The sequence below is a fragment of the Paenibacillus nicotianae genome (assembly GCF_042681745.1).
In the GTDB taxonomy this organism is placed as follows: Bacteria; Bacillota; Bacilli; order Paenibacillales; family Paenibacillaceae; genus Saccharibacillus; species Saccharibacillus nicotianae.
This window is the reverse complement of record NZ_JBHUGF010000011.1, coordinates 172,394-196,264: the sequence shown is the minus strand read 5'-3', so window position 1 is coordinate 196,264 and position 23,871 is coordinate 172,394. Positions and strand designations below refer to the sequence as shown.

At 38.8% G+C, this 23,871-nt stretch carries 21 protein-coding genes and 1 riboswitch; of the genes, 4 read left to right on the top strand and 17 right to left on the bottom strand.

The features are described from left to right. Positions 1–78: 78 nt before the first annotated feature. The 13 genes from ACFSGI_RS19620 to ACFSGI_RS19560 all read right to left on the bottom strand — a co-directional run bounded on the left by ACFSGI_RS19620 (position 79) and on the right by ACFSGI_RS19560 (position 15,235). A complete protein-coding gene (locus ACFSGI_RS19620) occupies positions 79–1,374 on the bottom strand; it encodes a glycosyltransferase family 2 protein (RefSeq protein ID WP_204825898.1) in 1,296 nt (431 codons plus the stop codon). Beyond that, complete coding sequence (locus ACFSGI_RS19615; RefSeq protein ID WP_204825897.1) at positions 1,367–1,510, bottom strand: hypothetical protein; 144 nt, start codon at positions 1,508–1,510, stop codon at positions 1,367–1,369. Before ACFSGI_RS19615 ends, ACFSGI_RS19620 begins: the two co-directional genes overlap by 8 nt. A gap of 32 nt (positions 1,511–1,542) precedes the next feature. After that, positions 1,543–2,448: a GGDEF domain-containing protein gene (locus ACFSGI_RS19610; RefSeq protein WP_204825896.1), complete on the bottom strand. Its 906-nt coding sequence runs from the start codon at positions 2,446–2,448 to the stop codon at positions 1,543–1,545. Further along, positions 2,449–3,564 carry a glycosyl hydrolase family 8 gene (locus tag ACFSGI_RS19605; protein ID WP_204825895.1) on the bottom strand — a complete coding sequence of 372 codons (1,116 nt, stop codon included), beginning with the start codon at positions 3,562–3,564 and terminating at the stop codon, positions 2,449–2,451. A 191-nt stretch (positions 3,565–3,755) separates the two neighbouring features. Then, positions 3,756–5,195 carry an alpha-L-fucosidase gene (locus tag ACFSGI_RS19600; RefSeq protein WP_204825894.1) on the bottom strand — a complete coding sequence of 480 codons (1,440 nt, stop codon included), beginning with the start codon at positions 5,193–5,195 and terminating at the stop codon, positions 3,756–3,758. 56 nt (positions 5,196–5,251) lie between these two features. Then, positions 5,252–7,006, bottom strand: a complete 1,755-nt coding sequence (locus ACFSGI_RS19595; protein WP_204825893.1) for a glycoside hydrolase family 35 protein — start codon at positions 7,004–7,006, stop codon at positions 5,252–5,254. A gap of 35 nt (positions 7,007–7,041) precedes the next feature. Next, on the bottom strand, positions 7,042–7,938 hold the full coding sequence (locus ACFSGI_RS19590; RefSeq protein ID WP_379284135.1) for a carbohydrate ABC transporter permease: 897 nt from the start codon (positions 7,936–7,938) through the stop codon (positions 7,042–7,044). Position 7,939: 1 nt separating this feature from the next. Then, a complete protein-coding gene (locus ACFSGI_RS19585; protein WP_204825892.1) occupies positions 7,940–8,824 on the bottom strand; it encodes a carbohydrate ABC transporter permease in 885 nt (294 codons plus the stop codon). A 60-nt stretch (positions 8,825–8,884) separates the two neighbouring features. Continuing rightward, positions 8,885–10,267: a carbohydrate ABC transporter substrate-binding protein gene (locus tag ACFSGI_RS19580; protein ID WP_204825891.1), complete on the bottom strand. Its 1,383-nt coding sequence runs from the start codon at positions 10,265–10,267 to the stop codon at positions 8,885–8,887. A 204-nt stretch (positions 10,268–10,471) separates the two neighbouring features. After that, on the bottom strand, positions 10,472–11,809 hold the full coding sequence (locus tag ACFSGI_RS19575) for a response regulator transcription factor (protein WP_204825890.1): 1,338 nt from the start codon (positions 11,807–11,809) through the stop codon (positions 10,472–10,474). After that, positions 11,802–13,619, bottom strand: coding sequence for a sensor histidine kinase (locus ACFSGI_RS19570; RefSeq protein ID WP_204825889.1), 1,818 nt, complete (start codon positions 13,617–13,619; stop codon positions 11,802–11,804). Before ACFSGI_RS19570 ends, ACFSGI_RS19575 begins: the two co-directional genes overlap by 8 nt. A gap of 154 nt (positions 13,620–13,773) precedes the next feature. Next, on the bottom strand, positions 13,774–14,874 hold the full coding sequence (gene rlmN / locus ACFSGI_RS19565) for a dual-specificity RNA methyltransferase RlmN (RefSeq protein ID WP_204825888.1): 1,101 nt from the start codon (positions 14,872–14,874) through the stop codon (positions 13,774–13,776). A 43-nt stretch (positions 14,875–14,917) separates the two neighbouring features. Continuing rightward, entirely contained in the window at positions 14,918–15,235 is a 318-nt protein-coding gene (locus ACFSGI_RS19560; RefSeq protein WP_204825887.1) for an ArsR/SmtB family transcription factor, read from the bottom strand. Between the two features lie 170 nt (positions 15,236–15,405). Here ACFSGI_RS19560 and ACFSGI_RS19555 point away from each other — a divergent pair, with 170 nt between their 5' ends. Then, positions 15,406–15,783, top strand: a complete 378-nt coding sequence (locus ACFSGI_RS19555) for a nuclear transport factor 2 family protein (protein WP_204825886.1) — start codon at positions 15,406–15,408, stop codon at positions 15,781–15,783. 271 nt (positions 15,784–16,054) lie between these two features. Here the strand turns inward: ACFSGI_RS19555 and ACFSGI_RS19550 are convergent, their stop codons facing one another. Genes ACFSGI_RS19550 through tenA form a run of 4 tightly spaced genes read right to left on the bottom strand, consistent with a single transcriptional unit; the run spans position 16,055 to position 19,668 of the window. Continuing rightward, a complete protein-coding gene (locus ACFSGI_RS19550) occupies positions 16,055–16,795 on the bottom strand; it encodes an energy-coupling factor transporter transmembrane component T family protein (RefSeq protein ID WP_204825885.1) in 741 nt (246 codons plus the stop codon). Further along, the gene (locus ACFSGI_RS19545; RefSeq protein ID WP_204825884.1) at positions 16,792–18,390 is read right to left on the bottom strand and encodes an ABC transporter ATP-binding protein; all 1,599 of its coding nucleotides are present in this window, start codon (positions 18,388–18,390) and stop codon (positions 16,792–16,794) included. The genes ACFSGI_RS19550 and ACFSGI_RS19545 overlap by 4 nt, the downstream gene beginning before the upstream one ends. Further along, the gene (locus ACFSGI_RS19540; protein ID WP_204826303.1) at positions 18,368–18,964 is read right to left on the bottom strand and encodes an ECF transporter S component; all 597 of its coding nucleotides are present in this window, start codon (positions 18,962–18,964) and stop codon (positions 18,368–18,370) included. Before ACFSGI_RS19540 ends, ACFSGI_RS19545 begins: the two co-directional genes overlap by 23 nt. Before the next feature lie 17 nt (positions 18,965–18,981). Next, positions 18,982–19,668, bottom strand: a complete 687-nt coding sequence (tenA, locus tag ACFSGI_RS19535; protein ID WP_204825883.1) for a thiaminase II — start codon at positions 19,666–19,668, stop codon at positions 18,982–18,984. A gap of 152 nt (positions 19,669–19,820) precedes the next feature. Continuing rightward, positions 19,821–19,924, bottom strand: a riboswitch (TPP riboswitch). Between the two features lie 171 nt (positions 19,925–20,095). Between tenA and ACFSGI_RS19530 the strand changes: the two genes are divergently transcribed. The 3 genes from ACFSGI_RS19530 to ACFSGI_RS19520 all read left to right on the top strand — a co-directional run bounded on the left by ACFSGI_RS19530 (position 20,096) and on the right by ACFSGI_RS19520 (position 23,671). Continuing rightward, positions 20,096–20,992, top strand: a complete 897-nt coding sequence (locus ACFSGI_RS19530; RefSeq protein WP_204825882.1) for a TIGR01777 family oxidoreductase — start codon at positions 20,096–20,098, stop codon at positions 20,990–20,992. A 120-nt stretch (positions 20,993–21,112) separates the two neighbouring features. Then, positions 21,113–21,820: a 23S rRNA pseudouridine(2604) synthase RluF gene (gene rluF, locus ACFSGI_RS19525; RefSeq protein ID WP_204825881.1), complete on the top strand. Its 708-nt coding sequence runs from the start codon at positions 21,113–21,115 to the stop codon at positions 21,818–21,820. 27 nt (positions 21,821–21,847) lie between these two features. Then, positions 21,848–23,671 (top strand): hypothetical protein, encoded by a 1,824-nt coding sequence (locus ACFSGI_RS19520; protein ID WP_204825880.1) that lies wholly within the window; start codon positions 21,848–21,850, stop codon positions 23,669–23,671. Positions 23,672–23,871: the final 200 nt, after the last annotated feature.

The following is a 23,871-nucleotide window of genomic DNA, read 5'->3' as shown; positions in this document are numbered from 1 at the left end:
TACATCTCACTAAAAAAGCCAGCCTCTGTAAAAAGAGACTGGCTTTCTTTTGATTTCGCTACGATAACGAAGCAATCTTTATCCAAAGCGCTTCGTTTTATACCATTTGCTTTCTCTACCAGTAATCCGATCATACGTAATCGAGAAGAATGCTTTGACCGAGATAATCAAGAACAGTTGCGAATACGTAAAGTACGAGACGCACGATAAAATAAAGTTACGGGTATTGCTTTGTCCGATATCTGTTGCCAGTGCCATATTAATCTGCAATACATAGATGTAATACATCAGCGCCCAACCGATCACCAGATAGACATAAACATCGCCGACAAATTGGAATGGCGAAATTACTGCCGGGTTAAATAATTCGATAATCTGATACACAATATTAGCAAGGAAAATAATGTCCGAGACAATAATCGCAATCATAAACCAGAAATAACTAGCCGCATAATACATCACATGAAGCTTGATCCGCCAGCTTGTTTTATCAAATAGATGATGAATATTATCCATGACTACGCTGTAATTGCCTTTCGACCAGCGTTCTCGTTGCTTCATATAGACACTGAGCAGTTCAGGTTCCTGTTGATACGCTTCGGCTTGAGGAGCCAGTGCAATCAGCTTCCCACGCGTCAAAATTTCAAACGAAATCGCCGTATCTTCGGTAATCGCTTGTGGGTCCCATCCACCGATTTCTTCCATCAAGTCTTTACGTACGATAAAGTTCGTTCCCGGAATCGTACCCAGTCCAAATAATTCCCACATGCCTGTATGATGCACACGCTGAATGGTTACCAATTCTAGATTGATACAACCGGACAGAAAGTTCTGACTGCGATTACGCGCTTTGTTGCGACCGAATACTGCGCCGTATTTCTCCGGTTGTTCCATCGCTTTTTGCGTTAGAAAAAGAAGTGCATTTTTCTCGGGTGCGGCATCTGCATCATAGACACATAACCATTCGCCTTTGGAGATGATCATGGCATCATTTAATGCTCCTGATTTCCCCCCGCTACCTGTCCGTTCCATAATGGTAAAGTCACGATCTCGATAAGCCGGTTGTTCTTTTAACGTACGCAGACGACTGGCTGTATTATCGCTACAATTATCAGCAACAATAATAATCTGCACTTTATCTTGCGGATAATTCAGCTTGAGAATATGTTCGACTGTAGACATAATAACGATTTCTTCGTTATGAGCAGGAACAATCACAGTCACTTTAGGGAAATGATCCATATTTTCAGGGATCACCATCGGAATTTTATTCTGCTTAAACATAAAGCGAATCGCGCCCCACATAATCACTATCGATTCAAACACAGCGATCCAAATACTCATAATCGAAATGAGCAAAATAGCATCAGACATGATTTTTCCCCCGGTCATACTTTCTATTTACATTAGCACGAAAAACCAGTGTCATGATCGTTAATATAATAATAGCAATACCAAATAAACTGCTGATCACAATACAAAGCGGGATAAACCAGCTCGTATATTCCATGTGTCATTACCTCCTTTTCAATAGACATTGTCTTAAATATATTCTGCAATCAAATCGGTCTCAGTGTTGCGCTCCAAAGCAGCAATAATCTCATCAATATGTTCATATGTGCTAAACTGCTCTTTCTGAAATACGAAAGCTCCGGCGCGAATCACCAGCTTCAAGTCATTGCCTTTTTTATCTAAAAACTTCATATCCATCATCGCATTTTTAATCCGATCGGTGAGCAATTGTAAATACTGCTGATCGGTCATAGGACACAAAATAATAAAACGTCCATCTTCAATCGAAAATTTGTAATCTTCATATCGAATCTGCTTCTGAATCGTCTCTGACAACTCTAGCAATAGCTGTGAATACAATTGACTTCCCAGCGATTCCTGTACCAATGCTAGAAATTCAATTTTGAACATCGCCATCGAAAAAGTGTACCTTTCAGAATAACGTCTAGCTAAATTCGATTGTTTGACTACAGTATCGCCTAACGCTTTTTTGTTACCTAATGATGTATACAAGTCCACTTCAGGATCACGCTTGCGCAATGCTTCCAAGCGCTCACTTACCCTTTTATTACGGATCAATGTTGATTTGATAAAAGCAGCAATTAAAATATTGGCAGGGATCAGAAATAATTCAAAAAAGACTAATGTATTTACAGGCGCATACGTAACCATCCATACAAAATACGTTACTAAAAATATAAAAATAACAACAACAGCTATCCCTATCGAAACAATAAAGCCAAATAATAAAGCGAACATAGCTACTATATTGAGCGATATTTCTAATAAACTATACGTATGACTGGCATAAATATTGAAAAAAACAAGGATTTCTTGCGCCATTGCAAGCAAAATCAAAATAATATAGCCCCATGTCATCTGGCTAATCAAACTGGTATTGGTGCTTAATTCTTTACGTTTCCGACTCGTTCTCATTTACTTCGGTTCACTGCCCTTCTGCAAAAGTGTCTCCGCTAAAAGAGGAAATAAATCATCAAAAATATGCGTATCTCCATCAAATACATAGCCTCCAGGATAAGCTTGATCCCACCCTCGCATCGTGATCATTTGAGCATATAATTGTTCTGCCCATGCTTGATCTTTGTCTTGAAGTGCTAACAAAATGGCAAGTCCATAAACGGCTGGCGATTCGTAGGCCACATCTGCTGTCTGATCTGCACGCTTGTACCGACCGGCTAATTGATGATGCTGTGCAAATTCTTTTTTCATAAATGTAATCAATTCTGTAGAAGGCTGTCCTAACTCACTACGATGCAGAGCTAGAATCAATTGATCAATCAGATTAATCGTATCGTCATAATTGTATTTACCGGTAGCGACACTATAGGTTCTAGGGTAAAAAACTCCATCGTTCGGGGTGTTACGAAGTAGATCAGTGTACTTTGTATACTCTTGAGCGGTGATCATACTGGTCTGCTTCATCTGCTCCAAAGCAGGCACATCAATATACGTTAAGCTGAGTACATCCGCAGAATAGCCATGTTTGAAATCATGATAGTCCACCAGATAACCGTTTTGCTGACCCGAAGCAAGCAGTGTATCTACAATTTGCTTGGCAGTGGTATAATAATTCTGCTGTTTCCACTTAGTAGAAGCTTGAAGTAACGCTCCTACAATTCGAAAATCATCCCCGAGTGCATTCGTATTCACTTTTGATTGCCCATCCGGTTCTAATTTCCAATAAATATAATGCTTGTCTGGATTCAAAAAATACTGATTTAACAACGTATAACTGTGTTCAAAGCTTTGGGCATCATCAGTCATTAACGCATATTGCATCCATAATCCTAACGATTCAGACAATGCTTCTTTCCCTGCTACAATATCAGGATTGGTTGAAGGGGCGGGCAAAAGGCGACTGGCTAACGTTCCATTTTCGTTAACCATATGTGACGTAATAAATGTTGCTGTAGGGGAAATCTGAGGTTGAGAGCGATATGTATAAATTCCCCATACGATTCCGATCACGATCATACATGCTAACATTATAAACATCCATTTCTTTAGAAAATGAGGTTTCTCTCTTTTCATATCTTTCTCCTATGGCGTACACTTCTGTTTTGGAAATATACGTGTTCTACTTTATTTATCGGCTATTCTTTTCAGGATAATTACTTTTTTTCACAAAATTCGACAATTTGCATGTCTTAAATGTAGAACAAAGCAAAAAACCAGATATTCCACAAGTACATTCTGCGAAATCTCTGGTTTTATCATATAATCTAGTTGGATTGTTGTATAGATACTTCATACACTTCTATCGATTGTAATGTTGGACAATATCGTGATTCGATAATAGAAATTCGAATATGCTGTGCAGTAATCGCTGAAAAACGACAAATATGCTTATATCCTACAATCGAACCTTGATAACAAGGTACCCACTGTTGATGTTTATTCTGATATGAAATAGCAAAAGCTTCAATACGCTGACCTGATTGAATATGCTCCATCAATACAACTCGATTCATATTTTGAACACTGCCTAAATCCAATTCAATTTCAGCTTGCTCGACTCCATAAGGAGTGCACCAAAATGTATCTTCAGATTGATCGATAGCATGATCAGCAGGATGCTGTTGATCGGATAAAGAAGCCTGAATTAATGCATTTTCAGCGATATTATGCTGATAATACTGCTTTATCTTTTGCCCCAATAGCTGTAATTGCTCTACATCTTGTTCATGAATTAATCCTCTACGATCAGGCGGTATATTTAACAAAAAGCAAGCGTTCCCCCCTACAATTCGTTCATACAACTCCATCAGTTCTGTCGATGTTTTGACTTGATGATCTTCAGCCGGATGATAAAACCAACCTGGACGAATCGACGTATTGACTTCAGCAGGATACCAGATCAGATTTTGCGCTTCTGCAATCACATGACGACTGCCTAGATCGTCTTCAGCAGAACGCACCAATGTAGCAAATTCTCCATTATCTTCAGTTTGAGAGTTGGCTTGTATCTTTTCATTATCTTGCATACTTTCCGGTACAACACTCCATTCGGAAGAACGGGTATGACCTGCTTCATTGCCACACCAGCGTACATCAGGGCCACATACCGAAATAACAGCTTGCGGTTGAAGTCTGCGAATAACAGCATAATATCTATCCCAGTCGTAGACCTGCTTTTTCCCTTGCTTACCTTCTCCACAAGCCCCGTCAAACCATACACTAAATAATTCACCATACCCGGTTAACAATTCTTCAAGCTGATGAACAAAATAATCATTGTAGGCTTCAGAATCGCCATATGTAGGTTCATGTCGATCCCATGGCGAAAGGTAAATACCAAATTTCAAACCTGCTTTGCGACAAGCATCGGATACTTCTTTGACCAGGTCTCCTTGTCCATTGCGCCACGGACTATTTTGTACAGAATGATCTGTATATTGACTGGGCCACAGGCAAAATCCATCATGATGCTTACATGTCAGTATAAGTCCTCTCATCCCTGCTGCCTGACAAGCACGTACCCATTGTTCTGCATCCAATTGCTCTGGAGCAAATAAAGTAGGTGACTCATCGCCCATTCCCCATTCCCGATCAGTAAACGTATTGATCGAAAAATGGATAAAGCTATAAAACTCTAACTTTTGCCAGTGTAATTGTCGGGCTGATGGATGAATATGAGCTGCTTGTTGAATCGAAATCACCATAAGTGGTTCTTCCTTTCGTATCGTCAGTATGCTCTAGCGATTATGTTTTCTTTCTACTAGCCTAGATCAGCCGTATCAACCAACTGTACTTGCAATTGCTGGTATCCATGTAATTCAAAAAGGATTAACTCATTATCACCTTGCTTCAACAACGGCGCAGGAATATATAATGTTTGCTGTGGCCCTCTTTCCCAGTATCGACCTAGATTAAATCCATTCAGAAATACAACCCCTTTGACCCAACCATCTACTCTCAGAAATGTATCCGCTACAGATTGTATATGAAAGATTCCACGGTAAAAAGCAGGTTGATGAAGTGGCGCTGATAGGGTATCTGCCTCTGTATAGACAAGATCGTGGAGTGAATCAAGCGGTAATGGATAGATTGTCCAATCATATAGAAACGCATTGCCATGCCGTACCCCTTCGGTAATTCCTTTAGGATCGCGCAGGTAAGGTCCGTAATTAATACGTCCCATATTTTCTACCAGAATATCTAAACGTATTCCTTGTTCCGGTATAGCTAAAGGAATAGTAGACGGCGACCAGCGCTCAACAACACCTTGATATTGTTCATCTATATAGATGATAGCCCGATCACTTACCTGTTGAAGAACAAGTTCCATTTCGGCGCGTGGGCCTTTGACGATAGTGGAATATAAAATAAAACCATACGCTTGCCCTAGCTTTTCCATCGGTTCAGGGGAAGAAGAAGTAATCGCTGTTGTTAGCACATCTACATTTTGAAATAAAGGACTGTATTCATGTAAAGTGACTGTTCCATAATTAGCAGTCGGGATCGGTGCAGGCAATTCCAATTCTGGTAAATCGATATATTGACCAAGCACTTCTCGAATCGCAAAAAATTTATCTGTCGGCTGTCCTTGCTCGTTTAATAAAGCACCGTAATCATAACTTCCTACGGTTGGCTCATACTGCTTAATATGATTCGCTCCATTGTAAAACCCAAAGTTCGTTCCTCCATGAAACATATAAAAGTTGATTGAAGCTTGCTCATAACGCATAATCTCAGCCACAGCATCTGCTGTATCTTGTGCCGAGCGCGTCTGATGAGGTTCCATCCAATGATCAAACCAACCATCCCAGAACTCCATCACCATCAGTGGAGCATCCGGTTGATATTGCTTGAGTTTGTCAAAAGCAGAGGTCGCATTCGATCCAAAATTAACGGTTGCCAGTACACCTGGAACCATTCCCCCTTGCAACATAAAGTCTTCAGGCCCGTCTGATGTGAACAACAATACATCCATTCCTCGTATAACCATTGCTTCCTGAATATATTGAAGATAGGCTGTATCATTGCCATAACTTCCATATTCATTTTCGATCTGCATCGCTATAATCGGCCCACCTTGTGTACATAGCAAAGGTTGAAGAAATGGTAGTAACACATCATAATAAGCATCTACTTTATCCAGATATGCTGTATCATAACTACGCAGTCGCATATTCTGATCGGCAAGCAACCATGCAGGCAATCCTCCAAATTCCCATTCTGCACAAATATAAGGGCTGGGTCTAACAATCACATGCAATCCCAATGATCCTGCTAACTGAATAAAGGACACAACATCTGCAATACCTGCAAACTCAAAAACACCTTCTTGTGGTTCATGCAGATTCCACGGAATATACGTCTCAATTGTATTCAAGCCAAACGCTTTTAACTTGAGCAACCGATCTTCCCAGTATTCAGGTACAATACGAAAATAATGTACTGCCCCAGACAGCAGACGAATCGGCTGACCGTTATAGACAAAGGCATTGCCAACAACTTCAAACGTGTTCAACAGCGCTTCCTCCCTAATGATATGATTGGCTGTGATCAGCCTTTAACCCCGCCCATCATCATGCCTTCGGTTAATCTTTTCTGCAATAATGCATATACGATTACGGTAGGGATCAATACAATCACTAAACCTGCAAAAAGAGAACCCCAGTCTGTCGCATATTGTTGAATCTGCATCAGATTAGCCAACCCGATCGGAATCGTTTTTTTCTCATCACTTGTCACCAGTGTTAATGCCAGTACATATTCATTCCAGAAGTCAAAAAAACCAAATACAACCAGAGTCACAATTGCAGGACGTGTAATCGGTAAAATAATGCGAAACAAAATATTCATATACCCGGCTCCATCAATCAACGCCGCTTCTTCAAAATCTTGCGGAATCGACTTCATAAATCCAATCATCAGATAGACGGAAAAAGAAAGACTACCTGTCGCATACACTGCACTTAACCAGAAGCGATTATCCAGCATATGTAGATTATTCATCAGAATAAATAACGGCACAATAATATACGCGCCTCCAATAAATAACCCTGCCATATACAGATTCGTAATCAATCCTCTGCCTCTAAATTGCATTCTACCTAACGCATATGCAGTCGGTAAAGCCACCGCTAACAGAATTATCATCGACATCGCAACGACCAATACCGAATTTAGCATATATTCACCGATACGAGCAGTAGTAAAAGCACTCACATAATTTTCCCAATTCAATGTCTTGGGCAAACTCCACGGACTTTCCATCACTTCTGTATTGGTTTTAAACGAAGCTAATACATTCCAGATCAAAGGGTAGACTACGATTAACGCCTGTATGATCAAAAAAATACGGAGTACAATATGCCCTAACCATCGTAGCGGTTGTTTGGATACACTGACATTTGGCTTGGTGTTGCCTCCGCTTTCTAACTTGGCTGTCATCGACATCTCAAGATGCCTCCCTTCGAGTTAAACGGTTGCTTAACATAGCTAATACAAACGACACGACAAACACAAATACCCCAATCGCCATCGCATACCCAAAATTAGAATTGGAAAAAGCCTGACTGTATAGATACGTCATAATCACTTCAGAATGACGGTTAGGCCCTCCGCCTGTCATAATCGATACGATAATAAAGCTAATCGTAAGCACACCGTTAATACTGAAAATAATTGTTATCCGAATAATTTCCCATAACATCGGAATCGTAATATGGATAAATTGCTGAATCGCTGTAGCTCCATCAATACCGGATGCTTCATACAAATCAGGAGATATACTATCGATTCCTGCCATATACATCACCATGTAATAACCAACAGCTTGCCAGATCATTGTGATTGCTAACGCCCACAAGACTGTCCGCTCATCGCCTAACCACGGAAGCGCCAGGCTACCTAACCCGATCACATCAAGCCCGGAATTCAGAAATCCAATAGTCGGGTGATAAATAAACGACCATAGAATAGCAATCACGACAAAAGATAAAATGCTTGGAAAGAAAAATAAAGTGCGATACAGTCCACGCTCTTTCAATTTGGAACGTGTCAGAATCGAAGCATTAATCAGTGCGATAAATAACGTCAATACAGGTACGATTAACATCAAAAATCCAGTATTCCGTAACGATAACAAAAAAACATCATCATGGAATAAATCGATAAAGTTTTGGAGCCCTACCCATTTCGGTTCATCTCCGATCCCTGTCCATAAGTAAAAAGATTTCTGGAATACTTCGATCGTAGGATACAGCTTAAATAATGTAAGCAACAACAGTCCCGGTAACAAACAGAATAATAAAAACCAACGCCGTCTTGTCTTCATTTTCATAGGATGCGAAGACTCCTTTCGATCAAAGAGGACGATGCTATCGCCCTCTTTAGCTTTTACTTATGGTGTATTATTCATTAACTCTTGATTGAGTTCAGTGTATAATTTGGTCATTTGCGCACTGTATTCATCCAGTGTCATCTGTTTATTCATCAATGAAGAAATAGGATTATATACCTCTTCACTTGGATTGTATTTGCTACCTTTAGCTACCGATTTGAATGAACCGTTAATCGCTACAATCCCGCTATCCACTGTTTTGTAGACATTATACGTCGTATCAGAAATATAATTTTTAACAAGCTCCGGTGCTCCTTTAACAGCAATAATTCCTTTCGATTTCTCTGCATTGAGTTTTACACTTTTATCCGAATACAGATATGTTAAAAAGGCTTTAGCTAATTCTGGATTTTTGGCTTTGGCTGGAATAACGATCTGCTCTACACTGGTCATCGCTGTAACAGGATCACCTTCTTTGAACGCTGGCACACCTAGAAATCCAAATTCAAATCCTTCTTCACGTGGAGCGTCTTTCATTTCATCTTCAAACCATGTACCGTTCGGAATAAACATCGCATGTCCTTGCATAAATTCAGTCTGTGCTTGCGTATGATTCAAAGCGACTGTGCCTTTCATCAATCCGTTATCTTCGGTCGCAATCTGTTCTAACACACCCCATACCTGACGGAATGTATCACTTGTCCAGAATGTCAGATTGTAATCAAAAAAATCAGTTAATCCTTTCTGCTTACTCACGCTATAGATAGAAGGCACAATCATTTCTTCCAGATACCCTGGATATAGTCCTTGATACGTAAATAGTGCTCTATTATTTTGCTGTGCTGTTGTATTGAGAGCTAACAATTCATCCCATGTTTTTGGAACTTTAATTCCTTTTTGTTCAAATAAGGTTTTGTTGTACCACAATCCCATCACCCCAAAATTAAACGGGGCAGCATAAACGTTGCCATCTCCGTAAGGAGCCATGGCTCTAGATTCCAAAGCACCGAGTATAATCTTATCTTTGAGCGGCTTTGTTTCTCCTTTAGGGGTGCTAGCAAACACATCGGTCAAGTCTAGCAAGGCATGGTCTTTGACCAGACCATCTAACAAAGGCGTATTATCACTGCCTGCAATATACATCAAATCTGGCGGATTACCGGCTACAATTTTGGGGCGAATCAATTCAGCAATTTTGGGACTGGCGGTAATATTAATCTTGGTTCCTGGATAGTCTTTCATAAAGTCTTCTGCGATCGTATCCCAGTATTCGCGTCCATAGCCTCCTTGAAAAACAGCGATATTAAGGTCTGGATCAGCAAATTGGCTTCCTCCTGCTTGATTGGTGACATTGGTACTACCTGCATTACCACCACATCCAACCAACAACGAAAATGACAATACGACTGCGCCTAATACATGTAATGTTTTGATCCCCTTCATACATTCACCCCATTTGTATAATGAGCTTCTCCACGATAGAAGCAACTCTGCATATGTTTAGTATAGAAGGATGCTTATGATAGTAAAATGCACAATACAGGTAAACCTTATGGACGATTTTTAGTTTTTTAATATACAGTTAACAAAAAACCAGACAATTTTATGATTGTACATAAAATTGTCTGGTTTTTTAGATTTTATCTATCATGATAAGACAGGTTTGATTTGTTTAGGTGATATTCCATAACGCTTTTTAAACAAACGATTGAAATAAAAAGGATCATGAATACCTACTTCCAGTGCTACCTGTTTAACCAACCATTGTCCTGACGATAACAGTTGATACGCATGACTCATTCGAATATCGTTCAAGTACGTTAAGATACTTTGCCTTGTTTCGATTTTGAATATCTGACACAGGTACGGTTCAGACAGATTAACATAAGCAGCAATTTCAGATAGATGAATACGATCTGCATAATGCGTCTGCAAATAATCGATAACTTTTTGTACTTCTGGTCGGATTATCGCCGAAGAGTCTGCACGACGAGAATGTGTTGAGAGTGAGGGATGTGGTGTTGACTTTTGTTGCAAAGCTGGCGAAGATTCTTTGATATTTAGACAATACTGGATATGCTCTCTAAGTTCATCACTATCATATGCTCCAGTAGTATACCTGACCTGTAAAGCAATATTGTAATACATTTGAGATAGACTAATAAGTCGCTTTGCTATTTTGTCACTCCATGATGATGGATCAATCGCCATCGATAAAAAATCATTTTCACCAGTGACACCTATCATAAATTGATGAGTTGTCAGTTCAGCTAACATCACTGTATGACTATTAGAAAAAAGTTCATCTGATAATCCAGATAAAGCTGATTTTAAGCGCTGAGCTGTATCGGGTAGCATATTGTTATCGGTAGCTTGTTCGATATGCACTAAAAACAAAAAGATACGTTGATGCTCTGTATCCACTAGATTACGAGATGGATCTGTATATATGGATGATGCTAGATGACTTTCTGCACGCTGAAGTAATTGGATAGCTGATCGATCTATACCGCATATGTCTACTACTTGTTGCTGAAAATCGATATATTCTACTGGAATTGAATCCTTTATCGCGGAAAATGTATTTGGGGAGGGTAGCGGCTTTTTTAGCGCTATTTTGTCAGCCATTTCTTCAAGCACTTGCATAAAGTGATCTGTCTGCAACGTTAATTTGAGCATATAATCATGTGCATTATACTTGAGCGCTTCCCGTACCAAGTCAAAATCATTGTAATTGCTCAATACTAATATTTCTCCTTGATACCGATCAGCTTGTAATTGCTTAATTAACGCAATTCCATCCATATCAGGCATTTTGATATCGGTGATCACAATATCGATATCAGTCTGATTGATCACTTCAAGCGCGGTACGTCCATTGGCACATGAACCTGCATATTCAAATCGACTGCCTTCCCAATGAATAAGCGTTTTTACAGCGTGACGAACAATCAATTCATCATCGATTATTAACACTTTATACATCGCTTTTGTCCTCCTTTGTACGATCAAGCTTAGGTAATATAATTTTAGTAGTTGTTCCATAATTAATCTGACTATGCGTAATTAGACCATAAGGTTCTCCATAATGAAGTCTAATTCGTTCATGTACATTTGTGATGCCTATTCCAGATAATGGACTATGTAGCTCTGTCTGTTGAACATTTGTAGTCTGATCAAATCCTTTACCGTTATCGCTGATTATGATTTGTATTCCCTGATCACACAGATAAGCTTCTACTCGGATATTTACTTTATCATGCTCATCTGATCCTGCATGTAAAATCGAATTTTCGACAATTGGCTGTAGAATAAATTTGGGTACAATCCATGTTGCTGTATCTTCAGGCAATTGCACTTCCAGGCTAAATGAATCTCCATAACGAATACGCTGAATATTGGCGTAATGTTGTACATTTTCGACTTCTTTGGCGAGTGAGATCATTTCTTCTTTGACCAGAATCGTATTGTGAAGCAGTTCAGATAATGAGCCAATCCCCTGTGTTAACGAAGCATTTCCACTAAGCATTGCACTCCATTTTAGCGAATTTAATGTATTGAATAAAAAGTGGGGATTAATCTGCGCTTGGAGCATTTTTAGTTCGGCTTCCCGCTTAGCTTGCTGTTCGGTCTGAATCTGTACAATCAAATGTTTGAGTCGGTCTACCATGATATAGATCGTTGATGTTAATTGCTGCATTTCATCTGGATAAGGGCCTTGCTGAGGCATCCCATCTAACTTTCCGCGATCTACCCGTTTGGCAAATAATAAAAGCGAGCGCATCGGCGAACTGATACTAAAATAGATCCACATCGATAAAATAGCCGACAATAGTAACGTTAATAAACATAATACAATAATATGATTTCGTAATCCGTTAAGTTCAGACACGATAAAAGAATGGGGAATCAAACCTATAATATGCCAATTTGCCATCTGAATTGCTGAATGGGTTACTAACATTTTGGTATTCAAAATCGTTGATTCAAATGCTTCTGATTTTTCTTGATGTTGCGAACTAATCATTTTGGATATCATATCTTTGCGAAAAATCGTCCCTTGCACAATAGCTGAATTCAATGAAGAAATCACCAGTCCGTTATCATCTGTAATATAGATGCTACTACCTTTGCCTAAATTGACAGATTGATACAGATTACGAGCGAATCCTTTTTCATCAAAGCAAAGAACAACATATCCTAGAGGTACATTTAGATCATTTTCGGAATAGATTTTGCGGGTAAGTGCTAAGGTTGGCGTACCACGATTAGAACGAAGATAAGACCAGTACGCATTACGAGGAACATCGTCTGTTTGAGTAATCACCTGACTCAATTGATCACCTGGATACCATTGATATCCCAAATCAAAAAAAGCGGCGCCTGTATTGGTCATAATTACAACATTGGAAAGGTTACTAAAGCTAAAAATCTGCTGATCCAGTTGTTTGCGAATCAGTGTTTGAAGAACATTTTTGTCTAAATCGGTCAATTGACTATAACGGGCTAACCCTGTCTGAATCGAAGGATTGATAATAATATTTTCACTAAGCGTCTCGTATTGCTCCAATTCTCTAGAAATATTGCGGGCTAATTCATCCAGTGTCTGTGTAGACGTCTCACTGATCTTAGTCGTAGTCGATGTCTCATAGATTTGATTAGAATAAAAGGCAACAATGACAACAGGTAAAAGAGACGTAATAAGAAAGGCGATAAGTAGACGATGTTTGATCGAAAGATGGCGAAGTAAAAATGAGGATTTTTTGAACCATTTCAATTTGGCAGTAGAGGGCATAGCAGAACACCTTCTTGCGTCATTTTTCATACTATAATAGCAGAAATCAGAACGCTTGCAAGATCACATCAATAGCATATGTCACAAAAAAGACTGCCGACATACGCCGACAGCCTCCTTTATTGTATCTGTATATGAGATTCATTCCAGTATATTATGAACCGACAATGACTGGATTGTCTTGCTTTTCAGCTTGTGCTGCTTTTTTAATCTGTTTACTGCGTAATTGTCCGCAAGCAGCATCAATATCTGTTCCATGCTCTAAACGAACTGTACAATTCACACCATTCTTTTTCAACGTATCGTAGAATGTAATAATCGATTCTTGCGAACTACGTTGATACTGGCTATGCTCATCGACCGGATTGTATGGAATAAGATTCACACTGGCTGACTTGTTCATATGAGCAATCAGATCAGCCAATTGCTGTGCATGTTCTTGATGGTCATTTACGTCACGTAGCAAAATGTATTCTAGCATGATACGGCGATTTGTTTTGGTCAGATAATACTCTACAGCAGACATCAATTGCTCTAATGGATAAGCACGATTAATTTTCATAATGCGTGTACGCAATTCATTATTCGGTGCATGTAACGAGAGCGCGAGATTCACCTGTAGATCGCTATCTGCAAATTCTCTGATTTTGTCAGGCAGACCACTTGTAGAGACAGTGATCCGTTTTGGAGCAATCACCAGACCTTTGCGGTCTTTCACAATATTTAAGAAATCGACCATATTTTCAAAGTTATCAAATGGTTCACCGATTCCCATCACTACAATATGCGTCACCAATTGGTCTTGCGCGGCGGCATCCAGATGAAATTGTACTTTCATAATCTGTTCTACAATCTCACCTGCGGTTAGATCACGACTTTTCTTAATCAGACCACTGGCACAAAAGCTACAACCGATATTACAGCCTACTTGTGTGGTCACACATACCGATTGACCATACTTTTGACGCATCAATACCGTTTCGATCAAATTCCCATCTTCCAAACGGAACAAAAATTTCACTGTACCATCGGCTGATTCTTGCTTTACATGTTCAGTTAATGTCTGAATCGCAAAATGCTCCGCAAGCAAAGAAATACAAGCTGGATTGACTTCAGTCATTTCATTAAATTCTGTCACACGCTGACGATACAAATAATCCCAGACCTGACCTGCGCGGAATTTCTTGTGTCCACGCTCACCAAGCCATGACGATAATTGATCTAATGTTAATCCGTAAATGGATGGTTTATTCATGGTATACCTTCTTTCAAAGCTATTAAATTTGAGGAAATACAGATTAGAATAGATCTTGTTCTTCCGCTTGAAGAATAGATGCTAACAATCCAGGAAATTGAGTGTCTAGTTCACTTTGGCAAATACGATAAAAATGTTGTCTGCCATCGATGCGTAATTGGATTAATCCCGTTTCGCGTAATATTTTAACATGATGAGACAAGGTAGATTTGGAAATATGACTCATCTGAAAACCTGCACAACTTTTTTCTCCATGATGTGCAAGACAGAGCAGTATTTTCAATCGCACCGGATCACTGAGTGCACTGAATACATCTACCAGCTTGATCGGGGTCGGTCTAGCAGCTTCTAATATTTTCATACTCTTCAACTTATCATTTATTGGAGCAACTATCAATTGAAAAGTACGATTTTGGTCGAACTATTTATTATGTTAGATATATGATACACTTTAACAGTTCGAATTTCATCAAACTATTAAATACAATGATGTTAAGATTGTGTTTTTCTATCAAAAAGGAGCCTTATCCAATGACAACAGCGATACAAACATTAAATGACTATTTCCGCTTATTCGATGCTTCACGTACCGATCCACAAGCGATGGAACAATTGTTGGATTTATTTATTCCCGATGTAGAGATTGTTCTTAACGGAGCTACACGTAACGGGTTCAAAACCTTTATGGATACATTTTATCAATACAATATCGATATCAAACATATGCACGAACCCTGGGAACTGCAAACCAACGGAACGTATGAATCCCGCTGGGCAGTATGTGGTATGTCGAGCGAAGGCACTGTCTATGCCAAAACAGGGATTGATATTGCTCGTGTCAATGAAGAAGGTAAGATTGTATTTTTGGAAAATGTACAGGAAAATCAAAACGCTTTTAGCAAGTATTGATCATAACTATGTAGATTATGTTCTATGTTTATTGCGATAGGATCTGACTGCTGTAACCGTAATCCATGTAAGTACCGCTACGATAGCGATCAGTATTCCCATCGTAATTAACAAACTGCTCCATACGATATGCATATCATTCACCTCGTTTACAGTTGGATTTTATTGGTAATAATAACAAGTGTACATAAGCGACCATCATCATGCAAATGAACCAGCATATAGACAAGCAAAGGAGCATCTTAGTTAACAAGATGCTCCTTCTGTTGATCTACTTTTTCAAAATAAAAGTTATTGCTAGAATCCCTACTAACAATAACCCCATATACCAACCATCTCTGCCCGTTAATTGCGGAGTTAGATAATACATGCGCTGATGTGTGCCTGTGAATCCGCGTGCTTCCATTGCTATCGCTATTCGTTCAGACTTGCGAATACCTTGAGTGAATAGCGGTAGTGCATAACGGATAAAGGATTTCCAGCTATTTTTTTGCTTGTATCCTCTAATTTTATGCGCTGATTTCATTTGAGCCAGTTCTGTCTGGAACAAAGGGATAAAGCGAAATCCAGCTAACAGTCCATAAGCCCACTTTGGCGATAATCTACATTGATGCACCAGACTCATAATCATAGCAGTAAGATCAGTGGTTGATGTAAATAGTAATCCATACGTGACAAAGCCAAGCATCCGCAGTGCGATCATGAGACCATTGTTCAGACTTTCTTCTGTTATATGGAACCATCCCCATTGCCAGAGAGTATGCTCCCCTTTACCAAAAGCCGCCATCATCCAGAAGATCATCACAAAAAAGATCGTATACGGCAATAACCGTTTGAGCAAATATGGAATCCGCCAACCGCCCAAAGTCAGTCCGATCACTATTGCTACTAACCAGATCGATAACGTAATACGAGGATCAGTCACTGCCATCAATACACACATCACTAACAAATGAGTTACCAACTTGATCGTCGGATTCAAGGTGGATAACCACGAATCATTGCTTTTCATACAATACTCCGCTCCTTCTGTGGCTCTAGCAACCGATAATGAAGCGGAGGGATAATCGCATGATGGCCGATTGGTTCTGGATGAGCAAACAGATGATAAGGTGCCCCATTGTAGACCACTTTGCCTTGATCAAACAAAATAACTCTATTGGCGTATTCATCAACCAGATCCATATCGTGTGTTACCATTACAATTGTAGTTCCTTGTGCTTGCCGTTGTTGCAGTCGCTTGATTAATTCCGCGGATGTATGCGCATCCTGCCCGAATGTAGGTTCATCCAGTAGCAGTAACGATTGGTCGAAGAGTAGCATTGTTGCGACACTCAAGCGTCTTTTTTGCCCCAGACTAAGTGTAAATGGATGTTGATCTTGATATGCTTCTAAGCCAAATTCTTGTAGCAACTGTATGGTTTTGGTGTTTACTTCTTGTTCAGACCAATTCCGTTGCCGTCCGCCAAAAGCAATCTCGTCAAATACAGTATCAGTCACAAATTGCAGTTCTGGATTTTGGAAAACAAATCCGGCTTGCTCATATAGATCACGATCACTCCATTTTTTCAAAAGGATATTTTGAAAGTAAAGCTGTCCGCTACGAATACGTTCCAACCGCATTAAGCTTTTGAGAAATGTACTTTTGCCACTCCCATTCGCCCCAACAATCGCTACCCATTCCCCTGTTGGGATAGAGATATTCATATTGCTCATCACAGATTGTTGGCGATACCCGATGTCCAGTTGCTCGGTGATCATAATATTAGACGGATGATTGTCTATTGCGTTTGCATGTAATGTAGCTGTGCGGCGTTGTTGTAATGTCTGTTGCAACTGCTTTGCTAATGGATGAGACGGATGGTTTTGTACCTCTTCCCATGTATACGGGAATAATTGCGGTTGCCATATTCCGGCTTCTTCCATCTCTGTACGATACTGCTCGATCATCTCTGCTGGCTTGCCTTGAGCTATAATATGCCCTTGCGCATTCATAAGAATGACCTTATCCATCCATTCAATACAACCATCTAATGTATGCTCTACAAAGACCATTGTCTGACCGTACTGATAAGCTAAGTCACGTAACAATTGAAAGATTTCTTTGCGACTAATAGGATCAAGTTGAGCTGTCGGTTCATCGAAAAAAAGCACTTCTGGTTCAAGCGCTAACAGACATGCTAATGCTAACCGTTGCTTCATGCCACCGGATAATGTCTCAATAGGGGTATGACGATCTATATTCAGACCGACTTGCTTCATTACCGTATCTATCATCTTGTCCATCTGAGCATGAGGAATAGAGCGATTTTCTAAGCTAAACGCAATCTCTTCATCTACATGAAGCATACAGAACTGGGAATCCGGGTCTTGAAACATCACGCCACATTGAGGAGCTAACTGAATCTCGCCTTCCACTTCGGCTTCTACATGTTCAGGGATAATACCGGACAGCGCAGACAATAGCGTCGATTTGCCACTACCACTTGGCCCAAGTATCAGTACTTTTTCTCCGCGTGCAATCGATAAATGAATGCCATGTAATACATATTCTTCTCGATGATAAAAACGTACCGACAGGTCTTTACACCCTAGAAGCGATTCCATTCGCATTCCCCTTCTTCCGCCGTACTTTCATAATTTCGTATTGATCTAGCACACCTGTTTTGCACAAAGCTTCTACAATTATTTTGGCTAACCATCCACCTAAAATCATTCCGCTGATCACCTGAATCACCAGCGTAGTCATCAATACTTGCAGTGTATAATAGCCGAATCCATTAGCGATCAGGTTATACAACACTCCACCTACTGCCGCTAGAGCGCCTGATAACATTAAAGTCATCAAGTTATAGCGTTTGTAGCCAAATAGAGCGAAAGCGATCTCTGCTCCAATCCCTTGAAATACACCAATCAATAACGCTGATAATCCGAAATGGCTACCGGTTAAAAGTTCTACAGCCGCAGCCGCTACTTCAGCGATCAATGCCGCCCCTGGCTTACGAATAATATAAGCAACGATCGGGCTTGCAATAATCCAGATGCCGAACATAAATCCTGCACCAACCGGGCCGACTAAAGCAGAGATCGGTATCCATAACGTTGACCATCCCAGATAAATAACACCGCAAGCAACCGCCAGAATAACGGTTAATACCACTTCTTTCATTTTCCATGTCATAGAGATCGATGGGGAACTCATACGCGCGCAACCTCCATCGGTACAGGCCAATCTTCCAGTGTGTACGCCATATCCCAGAACATATATTCAAACTGACAACTCAGAAGAAAATGCTCTTTCATACGCGCCCGATGTGCAGGTGTAGTCTGCTCTGCCCATTCATCCAACCGAGCACAGAATTGATGAGTGATTGTATCGGTACGATTACCATAGAAGCTGATCCAATCATAAAAAGGATGGGATGCATCCGGCTTCACTTTTTCCAATAATTTCACACCAATTTCCCAATACGTCCACGGACAAGGCAACAATACCGCCAAAATATCACCCAGATCACCTTCATGAGCAACGGTTAACATATGCCGAATATAATGATGAGACGAAGGAGACAGTGCATATCCTTGTAAATCTTCATACTTCACCCCTGCTACTTCGCAAAAGTTATTATGAGGATGAATTTCGCTATGAAGCACAAATGAAATCTGCTCGTTAAACATCGCCATATCTTCGCGTGTTGGACATTTCGCAATAGCGGTTCCATAGATACGCATAAAAGAATTCAGATACTCGAAATCTTGCTTTACATAATGGATCAACTGCTCACTACGCAGATCACCTTTGGCAATCCCCTGTACAAATGGATGATTAAAAATCGCTTCAAAAATCGGGTCTGCGGCCTGTCTAATTTCCTGTGAAAAACTCATAACTGTATCCTCCTTAGAATAGAAGCATCGATAGCGACGCTGACGCTTGGTTAATAAAGAAGGACCACTACTGGAATATATGGACAAATAGATGCAAAAAAGCCGCTCCGTTATGGAGCGGCAGAATAGGTGTACGTATATGTACAGGTACCCTTGCACAGTCTCCACTTTCCTACGCTAGTATGAACTAGATCAGGTTCCAAGGGTCCGGGATTTTCCCGTCTCAGCCTACACAAAGGCTCCCCTAGTGGTCATTCGATTCATTTGCATCTTACTGTACACACGATTGAACAGACTGTCAACTGCTATTATCGCAGTAATCTTTCCTTTTTTTACAGTTATATGGTTATAAAATAGTGTAAAATATACGTATAACTAAGGAATAGTGAATAGATTTAAATATCTAAATAGAATTGAGTTGATCTTGATGACACGTAAAGTAGTACTGGCAGGTGGCACAGGATTTATCGGGCAGTATGTGGAAAAAAGATTGACAGCATTGGGTATTGAAGTGAAGATCATTTCCAGACAATCTCCACATATCGCATGGGATGATCACCAAGCAATTGTTCAAGCTCTGGATGGAGCAGAAATGGTCATTAATCTAGCAGGTAAATCGGTCAATTGTCGTTATAACGAACAAAATAAACGTGAAATCATGAACTCTCGAATCGAAACCACACAGATTCTTGGAAACGCTATCCTTGCTTGTGAACATCCGCCTGCGCTTTGGATCAATTCCAGTACAGCTACAATTTATCGTCATGCCGAAGATCGCCCGATGACCGAGACGAAAGGCGAGATTGGTAGTGGTTTTTCGGTAGACGTTGCCAAAGCATGGGAAGACGCTTTTTTCTCTTTTAGCCTTCCCCATACCCGTCAAGCTGCACTACGTATCGCTATTGTATTAGGACCGGGTGGCGGTGTGATGACCCCTTTCAAAAATCTGGTTCGCTTTGGATTAGGGGGTCATCAAGGATCAGGTAAGCAGATGTTTAGCTGGATTCATGTCGAAGATTTATTCCAGATTATTTTATTTATTCAAGAGTGGGAATCCCTTGAAGGCGTGTTCAACTGCACGTCTCCGAATCCGGTCACCAATCGAGAACTGATGGCAACCATGCGCAAAGTGATGCATCGTAAAGGTGGTCTGCCTGCGTCTACGTGGATGCTTAATCTCGGAGCTAGAGTGATTCGGACAGAACCGGAATTAGTGCTTAAAAGCCGTTGGGTGATCCCTAATCGTCTGATCAAAGAAGGATTTATGTTCAAATACGGACGCTTGGAACAAGCACTTCAACATATTTTGCATACAAAGTCATAATCAAATACAGAACCGACGAACATTACTTTTAAAATACAGCAAAAAAGGGTATCGTAGAGATAGACTTGAGTCATAACGGAATAGCTGACTCAAAAATTAGAGTTAAAGGTGTGCTTAGACGTGCGAATTAATAAATATATTAGTGAATCTGGAATTACATCCCGCAGGGGTGCCGATAAATGGATCAATGAAGGCATTGTCACGATCAATGGTGTCGTTGCCGAGCTAGGCAGTCAGGTCGAAGAAGGCGATGATGTACGGGTCAAAGGCAAACCGATCAAAGTCGAACAAGAAAATGTGTATATTGTGCTTAACAAGCCGGTAGGCATTACCAGTACAACCGAACGTCATATTCGGGGCAATATCGTAGATTTTGTTAATCATCCCTTGCGTATTTTCCATGTCGGACGATTGGATAAAGATTCAGACGGATTGATTATGCTGACCAATGATGGCGATATCGTCAACGAGATTTTGCGTGCTGAAAACAAGCATGAAAAAGAATATATCGTCACTGTCGATCAACCGATTACGCCTTCTTTTCTCAAACAAATGGCGTCCGGTGTAGAAATTCTAGATACGGTTACACTGCCTTGTCAGGTCGTTCAACAATCGAAATATGTATTCAAAATTATTTTGACTCAAGGATTGAATCGTCAGATTCGTCGTATGTGCTCTGCACTTGGTTATGAAGTACGTGCGCTACGTCGTACTCGCATTATGAATATTCGTCTTGGCAATTTACCAACAGGCAAATGGCGTGATCTTACCACCGATGAACTCAATCGCTTATTCCGCGATCTGGAATATACGCCGAAAAAACGTTGATCACTTATAAAAATAATAGGAGCTACTATGTATAATGATAATCAAACTCAAAGAACAAAATATTTTATAGAACGATTTCTTCAAATGTTAAAATCTAACGGAGAAATTGAATTCAATAGCTTTCCGATATGTGGTCTTTTAGAACTATCTAGACAGTTTGTTTCCATGCCAACAGGGATACGCGAATTATCCGCAGAATATATAAAAAATTCAATCACTCAAATAATAGACTCTAGTATATTGTATAAAACTAAAGCTGAAATTCCTATTAAAGAAGTTAAGAGCCTTTTCATTTCAATGACTTTAATAAAAGAACTTAAAAATACAACATATATCCCTCAACTATACAATAATCTATCAGATCAAAACTGTTATTTGGGTTTTATAAGAACTTTACAACATGTATTAAAAAGAAATACTTCTGTAAAACAAGAAGAATATTCTCTAATAGACGAGCTTATATCTCTAATAATTGAATATTTAGAACAACAAGGAAATACCATTTCAGAATTGTATGCCATATGTAATAACTGGTTTAGACAAGATTTTTTAAGTTGTGAGATAGTTTCTACTAAAATTTTTTCGCACTTAAAAGGTTTAGTAAGGCCTCACCTTCACAAGCATAATTCAACAAAATGCTCTATAATGGTTGAAACTGATATTAGTACGGAGTCTAATATACACAGTTTTATTGAAAAAATAATTACACAATACGAGCTTGAAAATAAAATTAAAAGTAGAAAAAACAGAAAAGCAGCTTCTAAAAAGTGGTTTTATTTTGAATTAATTAAACTAGATGGTTTATACGTAGATAGAGTCTTAAATGATCTTTCTGATAAAATAGTGATGTATAAAGAAATTTCTAAAACTCAATTTAATTTTTTGATAAAAAAAGAAAACAAATTGTATCAAACTAATTCCAAAAGAGCTAATACAACTGTCAAGATAAAGCATTTTGAAAATCTTTGGAAAAATACTAATTTTACAAACGTAAATGATTATATTTATAGCGAAATGCTAAGATTAAACGAATGGATGCAAATTCTTAATCAATCTACTGATAAAAGAACTGCTTTTATGACATTATGGAGTATTATGGAATTTATGATGGTTCATTCAGTCAATGATAATAAATTAGACTCAGTAGTTAAAAACTTTATTCCTTATATGGGATTATTTTATTTCAGAAAAATTAGTAAGACATTTTTTAGAAGATTAGTTGCTTTGCATAGTGAAGATAGTCAATACTCTTCACTATTTCTAATAGAACATATAGATAATAATTTAATATCTAATGGTATAAATGAAGAAAATCTAACAATTGCTGATAAATTCTGTATTTTTATATTTTATAAAAAATTTAAAAATACATGGTGGAATACCATTAACTTTAAATTCGCTACTAATGAATTTATCAATCAACAGACTCTACAAAATTTCAATTCAGTAAGCGATTCTCAAAAATCATTAGCACAACTTGAAGTTGTCCTTAATAATGATATTAAACAAATGTATAGATTAAGAAATATGCTTACACATAGTGGAATAAATGATTCTAAGATTTTAGACAATACTTATGTTCGTTTAAAATATTATGTGGAAACAATTATAAATGCAATCTCTTATAGTTGGATACACGATATAGGAAAACAAAAAACTTTAACAGAAATTAATGATTATAAAAGAGTAGATTATAACAGTTACAAAAATAGCTTGAAATTTATAATTTCTAATACAAATAATAATGGGAGTCATTTAGAACTTTTAAAATTAATGAATTTTAAAGGAACTACAACTATGCCACCTAATAGATTTTCTTTTTTAGGTGAAATAGAAAAAATGTTTGACTAACATACTGATTTCTAGTATACTTAAAGTAGAAACATTAAATTTGAGTTTTAGAGCTAATATTACGTTGCTTGCTAAATAAAGAAATCTCTGATTTCTTTTAGCAAAAAAAGCAAACGTAAATTATGCTCTTTTTTTATTTGAAACTTTAAATAAAATAAAAAAGCATGTAATTTAGACTTTTATGGTCTTATTCATGCTTT